The organism is uncultured Devosia sp. (genome assembly GCF_913055165.1).
GTDB lineage: Bacteria > Pseudomonadota > Alphaproteobacteria > Rhizobiales > Devosiaceae > Devosia.
This window is the reverse complement of sequence record NZ_CAJXJS010000037.1, coordinates 23549-37724: the sequence shown is the minus strand read 5'-3', so window position 1 is coordinate 37724 and position 14176 is coordinate 23549. Positions and strand designations below refer to the sequence as shown.

Annotated in this window: 18 protein-coding genes; 3 read left to right on the top strand and 15 right to left on the bottom strand. The window is 61.5% G+C overall.

Annotated features, from left to right (window positions below):
• Window positions 1-103: 103 nt before the first annotated feature.
• The 6 genes from QZ564_RS12625 to purC form a co-directional block, all read right to left on the bottom strand.
• Window positions 104-1174 (bottom strand): acyltransferase family protein, encoded by a 1071-nt coding sequence (locus QZ564_RS12625; protein WP_297110290.1) that lies wholly within the window; start codon window positions 1172-1174, stop codon window positions 104-106.
• A gap of 117 nt (window positions 1175-1291) precedes the next feature.
• Complete coding sequence (locus tag QZ564_RS12620) at window positions 1292-2698, bottom strand: hypothetical protein (protein ID WP_297110287.1); 1407 nt, start codon at window positions 2696-2698, stop codon at window positions 1292-1294.
• Entirely contained in the window at window positions 2646-4130 is a 1485-nt protein-coding gene (locus QZ564_RS12615) for an NAD(P)/FAD-dependent oxidoreductase (RefSeq protein ID WP_297110284.1), read from the bottom strand. The genes QZ564_RS12620 and QZ564_RS12615 overlap by 53 nt, the downstream gene beginning before the upstream one ends.
• Window positions 4130-4597: a GtrA family protein gene (locus tag QZ564_RS12610; RefSeq protein ID WP_297110281.1), complete on the bottom strand. Its 468-nt coding sequence runs from the start codon at window positions 4595-4597 to the stop codon at window positions 4130-4132. Before QZ564_RS12610 ends, QZ564_RS12615 begins: the two co-directional genes overlap by 1 nt.
• A gap of 267 nt (window positions 4598-4864) precedes the next feature.
• On the bottom strand, window positions 4865-5107 hold the full coding sequence (gene purS / locus QZ564_RS12605) for a phosphoribosylformylglycinamidine synthase subunit PurS (protein WP_297110278.1): 243 nt from the start codon (window positions 5105-5107) through the stop codon (window positions 4865-4867).
• 17 nt (window positions 5108-5124) lie between these two features.
• Entirely contained in the window at window positions 5125-5889 is a 765-nt protein-coding gene (gene purC / locus QZ564_RS12600) for a phosphoribosylaminoimidazolesuccinocarboxamide synthase (protein WP_297110275.1), read from the bottom strand.
• Between the two features lie 206 nt (window positions 5890-6095).
• On the opposite strand from purC, the gene QZ564_RS12595 reads away from it, so the two are divergent.
• Complete coding sequence (locus tag QZ564_RS12595) at window positions 6096-6419, top strand: DUF1476 domain-containing protein (protein ID WP_297110271.1); 324 nt, start codon at window positions 6096-6098, stop codon at window positions 6417-6419.
• Window positions 6420-6501: 82 nt separating this feature from the next.
• Here QZ564_RS12595 and QZ564_RS12590 read toward each other — a convergent pair whose 3' ends face one another.
• The 5 genes from QZ564_RS12590 to rpe all read right to left on the bottom strand — a co-directional run bounded on the left by QZ564_RS12590 (window position 6502) and on the right by rpe (window position 10553).
• Window positions 6502-7392: a hypothetical protein gene (locus QZ564_RS12590; RefSeq protein ID WP_297110268.1), complete on the bottom strand. Its 891-nt coding sequence runs from the start codon at window positions 7390-7392 to the stop codon at window positions 6502-6504.
• 112 nt (window positions 7393-7504) lie between these two features.
• Complete coding sequence (locus QZ564_RS12585; RefSeq protein WP_297110265.1) at window positions 7505-7918, bottom strand: GNAT family N-acetyltransferase; 414 nt, start codon at window positions 7916-7918, stop codon at window positions 7505-7507.
• Window positions 7918-8469 (bottom strand): alpha/beta hydrolase, encoded by a 552-nt coding sequence (locus tag QZ564_RS12580; protein ID WP_297110262.1) that lies wholly within the window; start codon window positions 8467-8469, stop codon window positions 7918-7920. Before QZ564_RS12580 ends, QZ564_RS12585 begins: the two co-directional genes overlap by 1 nt.
• Window positions 8466-9797, bottom strand: a complete 1332-nt coding sequence (gene purB / locus QZ564_RS12575; RefSeq protein WP_297110259.1) for an adenylosuccinate lyase — start codon at window positions 9795-9797, stop codon at window positions 8466-8468. Before purB ends, QZ564_RS12580 begins: the two co-directional genes overlap by 4 nt.
• Window positions 9798-9869: 72 nt before the next feature.
• Window positions 9870-10553 carry a ribulose-phosphate 3-epimerase gene (gene rpe / locus QZ564_RS12570; protein WP_297110257.1) on the bottom strand — a complete coding sequence of 228 codons (684 nt, stop codon included), beginning with the start codon at window positions 10551-10553 and terminating at the stop codon, window positions 9870-9872.
• A 190-nt stretch (window positions 10554-10743) separates the two neighbouring features.
• On the opposite strand from rpe, the gene rpsU reads away from it, so the two are divergent.
• Window positions 10744-10986: a 30S ribosomal protein S21 gene (rpsU, locus tag QZ564_RS12565; RefSeq protein WP_297110254.1), complete on the top strand. Its 243-nt coding sequence runs from the start codon at window positions 10744-10746 to the stop codon at window positions 10984-10986.
• 10 nt (window positions 10987-10996) lie between these two features.
• On the opposite strand, the gene QZ564_RS12560 is transcribed toward rpsU, so the two are convergent.
• From QZ564_RS12560 to QZ564_RS12545, 4 genes are all read right to left on the bottom strand, one after another.
• Window positions 10997-11248: a hypothetical protein gene (locus QZ564_RS12560; RefSeq protein ID WP_297110251.1), complete on the bottom strand. Its 252-nt coding sequence runs from the start codon at window positions 11246-11248 to the stop codon at window positions 10997-10999.
• Between the two features lie 279 nt (window positions 11249-11527).
• Window positions 11528-11782, bottom strand: a complete 255-nt coding sequence (locus QZ564_RS12555; protein ID WP_297110248.1) for a hypothetical protein — start codon at window positions 11780-11782, stop codon at window positions 11528-11530.
• 58 nt (window positions 11783-11840) lie between these two features.
• Window positions 11841-12047 (bottom strand): cold-shock protein, encoded by a 207-nt coding sequence (locus tag QZ564_RS12550; RefSeq protein WP_297110245.1) that lies wholly within the window; start codon window positions 12045-12047, stop codon window positions 11841-11843.
• A 295-nt stretch (window positions 12048-12342) separates the two neighbouring features.
• The gene (locus QZ564_RS12545; RefSeq protein WP_297110242.1) at window positions 12343-13287 is read right to left on the bottom strand and encodes an alpha/beta hydrolase; all 945 of its coding nucleotides are present in this window, start codon (window positions 13285-13287) and stop codon (window positions 12343-12345) included.
• 86 nt (window positions 13288-13373) lie between these two features.
• Between QZ564_RS12545 and QZ564_RS12540 the strand changes: the two genes are divergently transcribed.
• Window positions 13374-14093, top strand: a complete 720-nt coding sequence (locus tag QZ564_RS12540; protein ID WP_297110240.1) for a WYL domain-containing protein — start codon at window positions 13374-13376, stop codon at window positions 14091-14093.
• The last annotated feature ends 83 nt before the right edge of the window (window positions 14094-14176 follow it).

Here is a 14176-nt window from a genome sequence, read left to right as displayed (position 1 = left end):
TCGGGGCCAGGTTTTCGCAACATGACCCAGTGAATCAAAAACCCCCGGCAAACGCCAGGGGTTTGTCAGCAGTCTGAGGGCCGGTCCTTGACCGGCCCTTTCCTTATTCGGCAGGTGCTGCTTGAGGCCGCTTCGACGCTGTCGCGCCGGGGAGGTGGGCCCAGCCGGGGCGCTCGAACAGGAATTTGCCAAAGCCGATCTTCTGCACGATCCACCATAGCACCAGCGGCGAGAGGATGGCGACGATCATGGTCAATAGGCTCACCAGATTTGGGTCATCAATGCCCAGCTTGAGCAGAACGGTCCGGGCAATGCCCATGGGCAGGACAAAGGCGACGTAGATCACCAGGGACTTCGAGCCCATCCAGCGCAGCCAGTCCATCCATGGCAGGCGCGCCAGCAGGGCGGCGATCATGCAGATGGCGGCCGAGCCGGCCAGCGCCAGGATCAGATGCAGCCCCGGCAAGGCGCCCCAGCCCATCTGGATATGTACGGGATCGAGACGGAAGCCGGGTGAGAAGACCATGATCGCATTGACCAGCGCCCAGGCCCCCAGCACGGCAAGCGCCGGGATAGTGTTGGTGGCAGTCCACTCGGCCAGGGCAAACAGGCGTGGTGCAAACACGGCCCCGGCATAGAAATAGACGAAATACTCAGCGAACTGGTCGATCAGATAGCTGCCGGTATGGATGCTAGCCATCTGCAGTACCGCGGCCACGGCGAGCACGCCCCAATGCGGCGCCCGGATCTCGTGGAGCAATTTGGCGACCAGTCCAAAGACGGCCAGCATGTAGATGAACCACAAGACCCCATAGGGCTCGATGATCGCCAGTGCGAGCGATCCCGCAGCGCCAGCCGGATTTCCGGCAACCAGCGCCTCCTTGAACAGGATGTGGATTACGGCCCAGAGAACGTAGAAATAGGCGTAGTGCACCACGCGCCGATCGGCATAGGCCTTCCAGGGCCGATTGATCACCTGGGTGAGAAATAGGCCCGAGAGCAGGAAGAATTCGGGCATGCGGAACGGCGTCGCAAAGGCGATGGTCCAGTGCAGGAAACCGGTCTGCCCGGTATCCTCGCCCACACTGGCCGCGCAATACATGGTGACCACGAGAAAGATCGACAGGCCCTTGGCCATGTCCACCCAATCCAGCCTGGTCTTGTCGCTCTGCATCTGTCTTCCCGCTTCTTGTTCGGCGAAAAGCTAGCGCAACCGTCACGGTATCGGGTTAAGGCGGAAGACACCGTGCCGGAGAAACGGCCGGATTGGTAAGGATTGCCCTAAAGTTTTCTACTCAACTCGAAAGGCCTTGGACTCGCCATTGTCGAATCCATTCTTCTGGCCAAGCTCGATCAGGGTGGCACCGTTTTCCTGCAAGGGCCCGACCAGCCGCTCGCAGACATAGCAGATCAGCCAGTAGGGACGCGGCCGTTCGAGCATGGTCGCATCAATCCGGCCGGGCTCATAGGTGGTCCAGTCCACCGCGTCGATGATCCGGCCGTTATTGCCGTTGATCATGCGGATATCATAGCGTGCCGCCCACTCAGGAATGGCCATATCCGGCCAGCCCACCAGGTCGCGCTCGGGGTCGAACCCGGCCCCGGCCCCCGCGTCCTCGGCGACGAGAGCGTAGAGATCATCCTGCAGCCAGATGGGGTTCGCCAGCCGCTGATAGACGGCCACCAGGCCGATCACGACCTGAGGCAACAGGATGAGGATGAGCATCCAGCGCCGCACCGGGGTCACCCCGGCCACCATCGCCGCCACAAAGCACAGCATGGTCATGAAGCTGGCGTGCCAGGGAGACCGGCCGTAGACCAGCGCACAACCAAATGCAAACGCGACCAGAAGGGTCAGTAGTGTCGCCAGAAGGGCGGGGCGGTCGCGAAATCCCACGACGAGCGCTGCAACCACCACTATCGCCGCCAGAGGGCCCCGCAGGAGCGGCAGGATCAGCGGCCAGCTCATGTTGTGCATGAACGAGGCGAACAGCCCGACCGATTCAGGGCCGGCGGTCTGGTTGCCCAGGGCAGACAGCACGGCCAGCATTCCGAACGCGGCTGCGAAGAGGGCGGGGGCGATCAGGCTGGTGATCTTCGTACCCTTCATCCATTGCCAGATCACCCAGAAGGCGAAGAGGAGACCGGAGAAGAAGTGCAGCGCACAGGCAATGGCCAGGGCCCAGCTTGCCGCAACCGGCCGGTCGTCGCGATCCAGCAGCAGGGCGGCGAGAATACAGGTGAACACCAGCGTATAGGGCCGGAAGTGATAGCCCCAGAATTGCACGACCGAGAAGCTGAAGAGCATCATGGCCAGCAGGATTGTTTCGCCCCGCAGCAATCTTGCCAGCAGCCATGCGTTGACGATGGCGACGCCGGCATTGAGATAGCGCGCTTGGTCGAATTCGAACACCGTCGAGATGGCACGAAGCAGCCAGTGCCAGAGCGGGGGGTGCCCCTCATTGGGCAGGATCAGCAGATCCAGCGGCGCCTCTAGCCTGGTGGCCAGGAGCCATGCCTGTGCCTCGTCCAGCCATGGAACATGGGCAATCGCCAAAGCAATCTGCAGCGCCGAATAGGCGGCGACAATCACCAGAGCGGCGACGTCGTCGCTCCGGCTGACGGCTTTCGGTACGTGTGGTTCGTCAGGCGACCCGGCGCGGAACCAGCCGCTCTTCGATCCTGTCGCTGCCTGCATGGCCACCCTCGTGATATTCGGCGTCTTCGTTGACCGTCCAGACATCGTAGGCACCGTGGCCGGCCATGATATTCCGCGCCGTGAGCATGCCGGTCATCATAGCGTGGTCCTGGTTGTTGTACTTGTGCATGCCATTGCGGCCGGCCAGATGCAGATTGGTGAACTGCGCGTCCAGCCCATCGGCGATGGTGTCGACATGCATCTTGTAGACATCGTCATAGACCGGATAGGCCTTGGGCTGACGCACGACTGACCCGTCGATGATATCTTCGGCGCGGGCAAGGCCCAGCTGGGCAATCTCGGCCTTGGCCCGCTCGATCAGCGCATGGTCGTCCATGTCCCAGGTGTCATCGCCCTGATTGCAGAAATACTCCATGCCGTAGCAGGCGGTTTGCGGGTCTGGCACCATGTCCGGCGACCAGGACTTGAAATTCTGGATACGGCCGACCTTCACATTCGGGTCGTGGATATAGATCCAGTTGTCGTCAAAGCTTTCCTTGCCACTCAGGATGAGCCCGACGATGAGGAAGTCACGATAGCGCAGGCCTTCCGAAGCACGGGCGATGGCCGGGTCGCTATCGGCACCCAGCATGCGCACCAGTTCGTTGATCGCGGCAGTGGACACCAGATGATCAGCGGTTACCTTGGTTTCGCGCCCATCAGCGTCGGTGACGATTGCCACCCATTTGCCTGTTTCGCGGTGCTGGCTGAGCGCGGTGATGGTCGAGCCCATCATTACCTTGCCACCCTGTTCCACCACGCGGTCGCGCGCCCGCTCCCACATCTGGCCGGGGCCAAGACGCGGATAGCGGAAGGAGTTGATCAGGGTCTTGATGATCTCATCCTTGGAGCCGCCCTTCTTGCCGAGACCGAAACTCTGGATGATGGCCTGGTAGAGATTGAGACCTTTGATGCGTTGTGCGGCCCAGTCGGCGGAGATGTCCGCACAGTCCATGCCCCAGACCTTTTCGGTGTAGGTCTTGAAGAAGATCTCGAACAGGCGACGCCCGAAATTGTTCACCACCCATTGCTCGAAGCTGACCACATTGGGGTAGGGATTGAGCTTGGCCCAGCCATAGGAGAGCACGCAGCGCACCGCCTCGATCGGACCCAGCTTGGTCAGGGCGTCCATGGCGCGCAGCGGATAGTCGAAAAGCTTGCCGTTGTAGTAGATGCGGCTGGAGCGCGGACGGTGCAGCATCTCGTCGCCCATGATTTCCGTCCACCAGGCCTCGACTTCGGCGCTCTTGGAAAAGAAGCGGTGCCCGCCGATGTCGAAGCGGTAGCCCTTGTAGTTCACCGTGCGCGAAATGCCCCCGACATAGACCGGGTCGCGTTCGACGATGGCGACGCTGCGCCCGGCCTTGGTCAATTCGTAGGCGGTGGTCAGGCCGGCCGGCCCTGCGCCGATGATAAGCGTTTCAACGTGCATCAGGACACCATTTTGGTTCGGGTACGAAAGCGGTTTCGGAAGCCACCGGCGAAGGAGAAGTGACGGTGTGCAAGGAAGGAGTAGATGGTGACCAGCCCGACCGCCCCCAGATGGGCCAGGCGCTCTGCCGGCGAAGAGACGGGCAAAGTCAGCAGGAAGGCAAAGGCCGGAAGGGCCAGAAGGGCCACTAGCCCGTAAGCGACCACAATGCGAAATGCTGTCGTGGAGATCGATACTGCCAGGAAGGTGATGAATTGTTCGCGCAGGCTGCGACCGTCAGGCCGGAAGACGAAACGGCGCGACAGCAGGAAGTTGACCGTCAGCCCGGCCGCTGCTCCAAACACAATGGCAACAGCCAGCATGATCGAGCCATGCTGGAGGCCAAAATTGAGGCAGACCTGTACCAGCGTCACGTCCACTATAGTGGCCGCGCCCGCGGTCAGCAGGTATCTGGAGAATGAAACCAAGTCTTGACGCTTCTTGCTGAGAGTTATCCCGGCATGAAGCTAGCCGCCCACGGCTTAACAAATGGTCATTTCAGCAGAAGTATTGAATCAAAAGCGAGCAAAAGAATTGCGCGCTACCTCGGTACTTAGACCGGCACCGAGGCGTAGGCTGCAAAGAGCAGGCCGAGCGAGGAGAAGAACATGACGGTGAGGGCGATCTGGGTCTTGCGCATAGTCATACGGTCCTGCGCCCGTGATGGGCACGAATGGGGTTATAGCCGTGAGGCGTTAATTTGAGATTTCGACCGAGTAGTTTTCGATCACGGTGTTTGCGAGCAGCTTTTCGCACATCGCATTGATCTGGGAACGCGCCTCACTCGCGTCGGTTCCCTCGATCTCGAAATCGAACACCTTGCCCTGGCGGACGCCGGCTACACCGGCGAAGCCAAGGCCGCTCAGGGAGCCCTCAATGGCCTGCCCCTGCGGGTCGAGAACGCCGTTCTTGAGCGTGACGATGACGCGCGCTTTCATGATCGGTTCTCCAGAAACTACTGTACCAGGCGCGGACCGGTGGTCAGCGCATTGTCGTTCTCGACAAGGATGCCAAGTCGCTGGGCGACTTCGCGATAGTTTTCCACCAGACCACCCAGGCCTTCGCGGAAACGGTCCTTGTCCATCTTGTTGCGGGTCTTGATGTCCCACAGGCGGCAATTGTCCGGGCTGATCTCGTCGGCCAGCACGATGCGCATCAGGTCGCCTTCATAAAGGCGCCCGCACTCGATCTTGAAGTCGATGAGCTGAATGCCGACGCCCATGAACAGGCCCGTCAGGAAATCATTGATGCGGACGGCCAGGCTCATGATGTCGTCAAGTTCTGCCGGGGTGGCCCAGCCGAAGGCGGTGATGTGCTCTTCCGAGACCATCGGGTCGCCCAGGGCGTCGTCCTTGTAGCAGAACTCGATGATCGAACGGGGCAGGCGGGTGCCAGGCTCGAGGCCCAGCCGCTTGGCCAGCGAACCGGCCGCCACATTGCGCACGATCACTTCGAGCGGGATGATCTCGACTTCCTTGATCAGTTGCTCGCGCATGTTCACGCGGCGGATGAAGTGGGTCGGAATTCCCAGATCGTTGAGCTTGGAGAAGATGAACTCGGAAATCCGGTTGTTCAGCACACCCTTGCCGTCGATCACCTCGTGCTTGGCGCCATTGCCGGCGGTGGCGTCGTCCTTGAAGTACTGCACCAGAGTGCCCGGCTCGGGACCCTCGAACAGGATCTTGGCCTTGCCTTCATAGATTTTGCGTCGACGGTTCATGGACGAATCCGCTGCTGGAAACAGGAGGGGTGGAATGGGCCGCTTCATGCGCCAGAATGGCACCTAAAAGCAAGCGCTTTCCGTGCGGCAGTCCAGCCATGGGCATGGGGTCGCAGGGATGCGTGTGCCGTTGATTTGCCGGCCTGAACCGCCTATGTCCAAGGCAATAGCCGCGCGGGCGGCCATCTAACCGGACGGGAGAGACCATGAGCGGGTTCGACGAGCGCAAGAAGGGCCAGGAAGCCAAGTTCGCCTTTGATGCGGAAAAGAAGTTCAGAGCCGAGGCGCGCCGCAACAAGCTGCTGGGCCTTTGGGCTGCCGAACTGATGAGCCTGGAAGCAGAAGCTGCCAAGGCCTATGCCGCCGAAGTCGTTGCCGCTGATTTCCAGGAAGCCGGTGATGAAGACGTGTTCCGCAAGGTTTCCGGCGATCTCAAGGCCAAGGGCGTCGATATCTCCGAAGCCGTGATTCGTGAAAAGATGCTCAGCCTGATCACCGTCGCCAGCGAACAGATCGCCGCCGAGGGCTGATTGGCCGAGTGCTGACAGAATTTGGGGAGCCGGCCTGGGCCGGCTCCTTTCTTATTTCTTATGTCGTGTCGTTGGCACAAGGCTAAGCTGCAGACGGGATCGAACTGCGAAGATAGGGCCGCAATGCCAGTGTGGCCGCCAACAAGGCTCCGGCCAGCAGCAGGGGTATCAGGACCAGCGCCGGCCCGGCGCCCGCTCCCGCAACAGTCATCCAGATCACCTTGGCCATTAATGCCAACATCTGGACCGAGAGAAAGACAGCGTAGACCGGCGCCAACACTGTGCCCCGACTGTCGCCGCGCAGATACCAGTAGCCGGCGAATAGGGCCGGTGGGATGAACAGGGCCAGGTCGAAGCCCTGCACTACCATCGTCGTCAACCCGTCCAGTGCGGCGGGGTAAAGCGACCCGTCCAGCAGTGGGGGCACCAGAACGCTGAGCCAGAGTGCAGCGATCAGCGTACCGGCAATGATCAAGAAGCCGCCCACATATTGCCGCGCGGCCTGCGATGACGAGGCGTACGGTAGGGGCAGAAGCATCAGCCGGACCAGGACTTGCGACGAGATCAACACCGCGGCGACCCAGAGCAGGAACAACTCGTTATAGGTCGCCATTGCCATGTAGAGAATGTACTGGACCATCATGTAGGCCACCGTACCGGTTAGCACGAGGCGGGCCACCAGGGATTGGCGCCGCGCCGCGACGAGCGCCATCAGCAACAGGGGGACCGCTACGGCGAGCGTCACCAGATCCTGCGCCAGCCCCTGGATGGCGATATCGGCGGGCATATGACGGTATGGACCGCACCCGTGCAGCGCGATCTCTTCGCCGAGCACTGACACATGCGTGGATGGTCCACATCCCGATGTGAGGAGAAATGGGGCCAGGCTCGCCACAGCAGCAATTATGGCAAGCAAGATCACTGCTGGCGTGCAGCGGATAATGGCCTGCGTATGGTCAGTGACATCTGGCATGTGGTGTTCCTACGGCAGTGAGATCCTACCGGGGAACGACACGCGCAGCGTTGACACGGATCAAGAGATTATTGTGCCCACCGGTGCTGCACCGTCGGCTGCGTGTTTTTGCTCATCTAGCCGTGCGGGTGGCCATCCCAATCGAGGCCGGCATCACGGGCTCAAAGCCATATTTGGCATAAAGATGCTTCGCGTCGCCATCGGCGATGAGACTGACATAGGCGCCTTCGGGCGCTTTGGCATTCAGCCGGTCCATCAGCGCCGCCATGATGGCCTTGCCCAGCCCTTTGCCGTGATGGGCAGGTTCGAGCGCAATATCGACGATCTGGAAGGCCGTGCCGCCGTCCCCGATCACCCGGCCCATGCCGATGGCCTTGCCCTCGTGGATTACCGTCACGCCGCACCAGCTATTGGGCAGGCCAATCTCGGCCTGTTCGCGGGTCTTGGGACTCAATCCAGCCGCGACACGCAGGCGCAGATAGTCCTCGACGCCGGGGATAATCGGAACAATTTCGTAGCCGTCCATTACAGCCGCTGCATCAGCCGCGTGAACATAAGAAGCCCTTCGGGCCAGGGGCCGTGCCCGGAATGCACGTTGATGTGCCCGGCATTGCCGGCCTGATGGAAGTCCGAGCCCCAGGCGCCGGCATAGTCGGCAGCGGCCTCGAGCGAGCAATAGGGATCGCTGTCCGAGATCACCAATAGCGAGGGGAAGGGCAGGGGATCACGCGGCACCAGGCCAAAGGCCCTTGCCTCCTCCGGCACGTCCTTGTTGCCCTCGATATCGGGTGGCGACACCAGTAGCGCGCCTTTCACCTTGCCTTCGGGAAAGCGTCCCGCCGCCTGCACTACGGCGATGCAGGCCAGCGAATGGGCAATCAGCACCACGGGGCGCGTCGCCAATTCCACCGCCTGTACGATAGTGTCGGTCCAGTCCTCCGGGTCGGGATCGTCCCATTCGGCCTGCTCCACAATGGCCGCGGTGGACATCTTTTCGGCCCAGCGCAATTGCCAATGCCCTTCGCCCGAATTGCCCAGGCCGGGCAGGATCAGGATATCGGCGTCGGCAATTCTCATGCGCCGAACACCCGGGCGAAGATCGTGTCAACATGTTTCAGGTGATAGCCGTCATCGAACATGGCGTCGATTTGTGCATCACTCAGAGTCACTTCCGGATCATCCTTGAGGTTCTGCGCGAACAGGCCCGCGCGGTCGCCGCGGTGCTCCCAGACCTTCATGGCATTGCGCTGCACGGCGGCATAGCTGTCCTCGCGGCTATAGCCGGCCTGGGTCAGCGCCAGCAGCACGCGCTGGGAATTGTGCAAGCCCCCGAGCAGGTCGAGATTCTTGCGCATGTTTTCCGGATAGACCACCAGCTTGTCGATCACCCCGGTCAGGCGCGCCAATGCAAAGTCCAGCGTCACCGTGGCGTCCGGTCCGATCATGCGTTCGACCGAAGAGTGCGAAATATCGCGCTCATGCCAGAGCGCCACATTTTCCAGCGCCGGGGTCACCATGCCGCGCACGAGGCGGGCGAGCCCGGTGAGGTTTTCGGTCAGCACCGGGTTACGCTTATGCGGCATGGCCGACGAGCCCTTCTGGCCGGGGGAGAAGAATTCCTCGGCTTCAAGCACTTCAGTGCGCTGCAGGTGGCGGATTTCCACCGCGACGCGTTCGATGGAGCTGGCGATCACGCCGAGCGTGGCAAAGAACATGGCGTGGCGGTCACGCGGGATCACCTGCGTGGACACCGGCTCGATGGAGAGGCCAAGCTTTTCCGCCACATATTCTTCTACCGAAGGGTCGATATTGGCGAAGGTGCCGATGGCGCCGGAAATCGCCGCCGTGGCGATCTCGTCCCGTGCGGCGACCAGCCGCGCCCGGTTGCGGCTGAATTCGGCATAGGCTTCGGCGAGCTTGACCCCAAAGGTGGTCGGCTCAGCGTGGATACCGTGGCTGCGGCCAATGGTGATGGTGTTCTTGTGCTCCAGCGCCCGCTTCTTGAGCGCAGCCAGCAGCGCGTCGATATCGGTGAGCAGGATGTCGGCAGCGTTCTTCAATTGCACCGAGAGCGTGGTGTCCAGAATGTCCGAACTGGTCATGCCCTGGTGCACGAAGCGCGCGTCGGGCCCAACGATCTCGCTCAAATGCGTGAGGAAAGCGATGACGTCATGCTTGGTGGTGCGCTCGATCTCGTCGATCCGCGCGACATCGAAGCCATAGTCGCCTCGCTCGGCCTTGCGCGCGTTCATCACTTCCCAGATCTTGTCGGCGCTTTCCTTGGGGACCACGCCCAGCTCGGCCAGCTTGCTGGTGGCATGCGCCTCGATCTCGAACCAGATGGCAAAGCGGCTCTCGGCCGACCAATTGGCAACCATTTCGGGACGGGAGTAGCGCGGGATCATGGGTTTAGCCTTGGTAGGTCAGAGTTTGATTCAGGTGTCGAGGGGATGCGGCCAGACACGCGCGGTCGCGCTCTAAACCACCATCTCCGTTGCTGCGTCGCGGATCGCCTTGATCCGCCCGGCATAGGTCGTGGGGTCATTGCCCGCATAGATCGCGGAACCGGCCACCAGCACATTGGCGCCGGCGCGCACGATCTCGCGCGCATTGTCTGCGGTCACGCCACCATCGACTTCGAGGTCGATGTCCCGTCCGCCGATTAGCGCCTTGGCCTGCGCAATCTTGTTGAGGCTCTCGGGGATGAAGCTCTGGCCGCCAAAGCCGGGATTGACGCTCATGATCAGCACGAGATCACAATCGTCGATCACATGCTGGATAGCCGAAACCGGCGTTGCCGGGTTGAGCGCCACGCCAGCCTTTTTGCCCAAGGCGCGAATGGCCTGCAGTGAGCGGTGCAGATGGGGGCCGGCTTCGGCGTGGACGGTGAAGATGTCGGCGCCGCCCTTGGCGAAGTCACCCAGATAGGGGTCCGCCGGCGCGATCATCAAATGCACGTCAAACACCTTGTCGGTCACCCCGCGGATGGCCTTCATGATCGGTGCGCCGAAGGAGATATTGGGCACGAAGTGCCCATCCATCACATCGACATGGATATAGTCTGCGCCCCCGTCGACGATCGCCTTCACCTCCTCGCCCAGCCGCGAAAAGTCGGCCGAGAGAATGGAGGGGGCGATACGCAGCGGTCGCGAAACGGTCATGGGCGCCTCGGTCGAGGGGAAATCTGCGGCTGCTCTAGCGCGCAAGCGGGCGCGGGGCAAGGGCAGGGGCACTGTCCACACCCGGATTTGGGTTTCCGGCCAAACAATGTTACCCCTCGCCCCGGATCGCCGACCGGCCATCCGTTCCCATCCATTCAAACGAGGCTCAAACCCCAAGTTAGGATAGTTTTTGCAAGTTCAAGTCCGCGACAACAATGTCGATCAGGCCCTTCGGGTCCTGAAAAAGCGTCTTCAGCGTGAAGGCGTGTTCCGTGAGATGAAGCTCCGGAAATACTACGAAAAGCCCTCGGAAATGCGCAATCGCAAGTCTGCCGAAGCCGTTCGCCGCAGCCGCAAGCTGGCGCGCAAGCAGGCCATTCGCGAAGGGCTGATTGCCGCCCCCAAGCGTCCCGCGCGCTCCGGCACCCGCTAGACGCCACAGCTTACCGGCCGGGCCCGCGGGCCTGGCCGATAGCAGTCAGTTGCCGGTGCAAACTCCGGATCTGGCGCGAACCGTAGCGACGGTCCCCGACACAGAGTTGCGCGCCATGCAGGCTGACCGGCGCGGCCTGTTCCATGGCAAAGCGGATGGCCTTGGCGGCCGAGGTGAAGCGCCTGGCGCCGGCGGCGCGTGCGGATTCAGCACTGGTGCCGAGGAAGAGCTGCCCCGGCATGGTCAAAATATCGATGTTCATTGGTCTGTCTTTCTGCCGGCCCTTGGCCGGGTGTCAGCGCATCATGCGCTTGAGGGGGGGAGTCCTGCGCGTCAAATCGCGCACTGATCTCCTCACCCTCTTATTGCTTATTGCCGTCTCATGCGGTCATGCCGCGCGCGCCTGCGGCAGGCATGTCTTCACATGGCGAAGCGGGTCGCTTCGCGGCGGAGGGTAATCTGAAATATCGGGCATCGCGCCCGCGAAATGGGCCCAATTGCGCATAGAGTTCGGCCGGTTCGGTCCAGCCGAGCCTCGCAATCAGCGCTTGCTGACGGCGATGGTGAAGACCTTTTTGGCGTCTTCAAACACGGTCTTGACCGCCGCGCTGGGCGAAAGGTCGATCTCTTCGACCACGCGCTCATTGCTCTCGCCCCAGGATTTGACCCGGTAAAGCACCGGACCCTTGTCGTGCGGCAGGCAGCTCATCACCTCGCAGGGGCCGGCAGGGCGGTTGCTATGCCGGGGTGCCGAACGCAATTCCAGCATCTGGCCGACTTTGTAGCGGTGCGGCATGTGCGCTCCTTGCGAAGGTGACAATGGGGGCGCTTTGGGGCGCCCCCACGGACTAGGCTTACGCCAGAGCGATATTGATGGCGGACTCGCGACCGTCACGACCCTTTTCCAGGTCGTACGAGACCTTCTGGCCATCGGCCAGGGTCGAGAGGCCTGCACGCTCGATCGCCGAGACATGCACGAAGGCATCCTTGCCGCCGGTGTCCGGGGTGATGAAGCCGAAGCCCTTGGTGGAGTTGTAGAATTTAACGGTGCCGTTGATCATTTTGGCGCCTTTCAGTTTGGCTCGAAGCGTAGCAAGCGAGCAGGTTTCTCCCGCGCACTGTGCATCGGGAGCCTAAGAACGTTTGCATTGCAGAAGGAAAGCCAAGCAACCGGCTGAGCCGGCAGGCCAAGTTCGCCAACAGTGGGCAGAAACGTATGGGCCGCACCATCTACTGCAAATGGGGTGAAGTCAAGGCAGGGCGGGAAGTTAGGTCCCTCGCGTATTTCCTGGACGCATGGACCAGGCCGCCGGCCCCTTGGTCGGCGGCTTCGGTTCACCAGAGCGGTGTCCTACGCTAGACGGCGCTGTCCTTGTTCAACCAGTCGAGGATTGTCCGGTTGGTTTCCTCGGGCATTTCCTCCTGGATCCAATGGCCGCAATCAAGTGTGGCTACGGTCACGTTGGGCACGAATGCCGCAAGGTTGGGCGATGGCGGGATGGCATCGTGCGCGCCATAGATCATCAGTGCGGGATGTTCGATCACCGGCTCGACGTCCGCCAGCAGGTGCCAGTTGCGATCAAGGTTCCGGTACCAGTTGATGCTGCCGGTGAAGCCTGATCTCTCGAAGGCCGAGATGTAAACGGCCAAGTCATCCTGAGGCATGACGGGCTCCCCCAGGGCCGTGTGGGCTCTGGCGAGGTTGATCATCATCATGCCCGGCTCAGGAGCCTGGGGCGGAAGGTTTTTCCGGTACAGATTGTGCATGAACCGCTCGACGTTCTCGTCGAGGATGGCGTCGGCCACGCCCGGTTGCCGGTTGAAGTGAACAAAATAGTGGTCCGCACCAAAGAACTGCTCGAGCATCGCAATCCAGGGGGTATCGCCACGCTCCTGATAGGGGAGGCAGAGATTGATGATCTTGCTGACGCGGTGCGGATGCAGCAGGGCCAATCCCCAGACGACCATGGCGCCCCAGTCATGCCCGGCAAATATCGCGTTGTCGTAGCCGAAGTGGTCAAGCAGGGCGACCAGATCGCCGGTCAGGTGCTCGATGTCGTAGGCGGTGACTTCTGCAGGATGCGAAGAATTGCCGTAGCCCCGCTGATTGGGCACGATGACATGATAGCCCGCGGCAGCCACGGCAGGGATCTGATGTCGCCAGGAATAGGCATGCTCGGGCCAGCCATGGCACAGGACTATCGGGTTTCCCCGGTTCTCCTCGCCGGCTTCAAAGACCTCGAGGTCGACCCCGTTGACAGAGATCATCTGGGCCGGGGGAAAATTGGTCGTTCTGGGCATTTGTCTTCACCTTGCTGAATATGCAAGGCGCCCACTAAACGGATATGGTGCCACATTCTGACACCTTTAAGTGTCATGTTTGCGCCATGAACGCTCGACTTCGACAAGATGCCATCGTCCGCAGCCTCCGCCGTATCGGCACTGCGACCGCCGCCGAGCTGGCAGCGGACGTGGGTGCTTCCAGGCGCACCGTGCTGCGCGACATCAATGCACTGCGCGACGAGGGATATGTCATCTATTCCGAGCCGGGGCGCGGGGGTGGGCTGCAGCTTGACCCTCAATCTGTTCAATCCACGGCGCGGCTGACTGTCGCTGAAGTCTTTGCCCTACTGATCAGTGTGGCCTCGATGCGCGCGGCGGGAAACTTGCCGTTTTCTGCACTGGCCGATTCCGGTCTGGCCAAGATCGAGCGGGCCCTGCCATCGGACAAGTTGCAGGACCTTCGTCGGCTTCTCGACTGCCTCTATGTGGGGCAATTGGCGCCGCAGATAGACATATCCAATGCCGGCGCGATGCCGCCCGACCTGCTCCCCGCTTTCGAGACGGCCTTTCTTCAGCGACACTATCTGCGCATTCGATACCGGGATGCAAAAGGGGTCTCGAGCGACCGGCTGGTGGAACCCCAGGCGATGCTGATCCTGCCGCCCCTGTGGTATCTGGTGGCCTGGGACCCGACCCGGCAGGACTTTCGTCATTTTCGCGTCGACAGGATCAGCCACCCTGAGATTGACGAAACCCGGACCTTTCGACGTCGCCACGTGCCCTTCGAGAATCATGTCCGTCCGGTTCGCGACTTCTCGCGATAATGCTTCACGGCCTCAGCAAGGGCCCTGCCGGCCGAGTTGTCCTCGTCCCCAAAACCTCATGCGATCCTCTCTGGTCAAAACCC

Bases quoted from the DNA above. Each gene is read 5' to 3' on its own strand.
- QZ564_RS12540 (WP_297110240.1), top strand. From the start codon at position 13,374: ATGAACGCTCGACTTCGACAAGATGCCATCGTCCGCAGCCTCCGCCGT.
- QZ564_RS12545 (WP_297110242.1), bottom strand. From the start codon at position 13,287: ATGCCCAGAACGACCAATTTTCCCCCGGCCCAGATGATCTCTGTCAAC.
- QZ564_RS12595 (WP_297110271.1), top strand. From the start codon at position 6,096: ATGAGCGGGTTCGACGAGCGCAAGAAGGGCCAGGAAGCCAAGTTCGCC.
- QZ564_RS12550 (WP_297110245.1), bottom strand. From the start codon at position 12,047: ATGATCAACGGCACCGTTAAATTCTACAACTCCACCAAGGGCTTCGGC.
- QZ564_RS12560 (WP_297110251.1), bottom strand. From the start codon at position 11,248: ATGAACATCGATATTTTGACCATGCCGGGGCAGCTCTTCCTCGGCACC.
- QZ564_RS12625 (WP_297110290.1), bottom strand. From the start codon at position 1,174: ATGCAGAGCGACAAGACCAGGCTGGATTGGGTGGACATGGCCAAGGGC.
- QZ564_RS12615 (WP_297110284.1), bottom strand. From the start codon at position 4,130: ATGCACGTTGAAACGCTTATCATCGGCGCAGGGCCGGCCGGCCTGACC.
- purS (WP_297110278.1), bottom strand. From the start codon at position 5,107: ATGAAAGCGCGCGTCATCGTCACGCTCAAGAACGGCGTTCTCGACCCG.
- rpe (WP_297110257.1), bottom strand. From the start codon at position 10,553: ATGACCGTTTCGCGACCGCTGCGTATCGCCCCCTCCATTCTCTCGGCC.
- QZ564_RS12585 (WP_297110265.1), bottom strand. From the start codon at position 7,918: ATGGACGGCTACGAAATTGTTCCGATTATCCCCGGCGTCGAGGACTAT.
- purB (WP_297110259.1), bottom strand. From the start codon at position 9,797: ATGATCCCGCGCTACTCCCGTCCCGAAATGGTTGCCAATTGGTCGGCC.
- QZ564_RS12555 (WP_297110248.1), bottom strand. From the start codon at position 11,782: ATGCCGCACCGCTACAAAGTCGGCCAGATGCTGGAATTGCGTTCGGCA.
- QZ564_RS12620 (WP_297110287.1), bottom strand. From the start codon at position 2,698: ATGCAGGCAGCGACAGGATCGAAGAGCGGCTGGTTCCGCGCCGGGTCG.
- QZ564_RS12590 (WP_297110268.1), bottom strand. From the start codon at position 7,392: ATGCCAGATGTCACTGACCATACGCAGGCCATTATCCGCTGCACGCCA.
- QZ564_RS12580 (WP_297110262.1), bottom strand. From the start codon at position 8,469: ATGAGAATTGCCGACGCCGATATCCTGATCCTGCCCGGCCTGGGCAAT.
- purC (WP_297110275.1), bottom strand. From the start codon at position 5,889: ATGAACCGTCGACGCAAAATCTATGAAGGCAAGGCCAAGATCCTGTTC.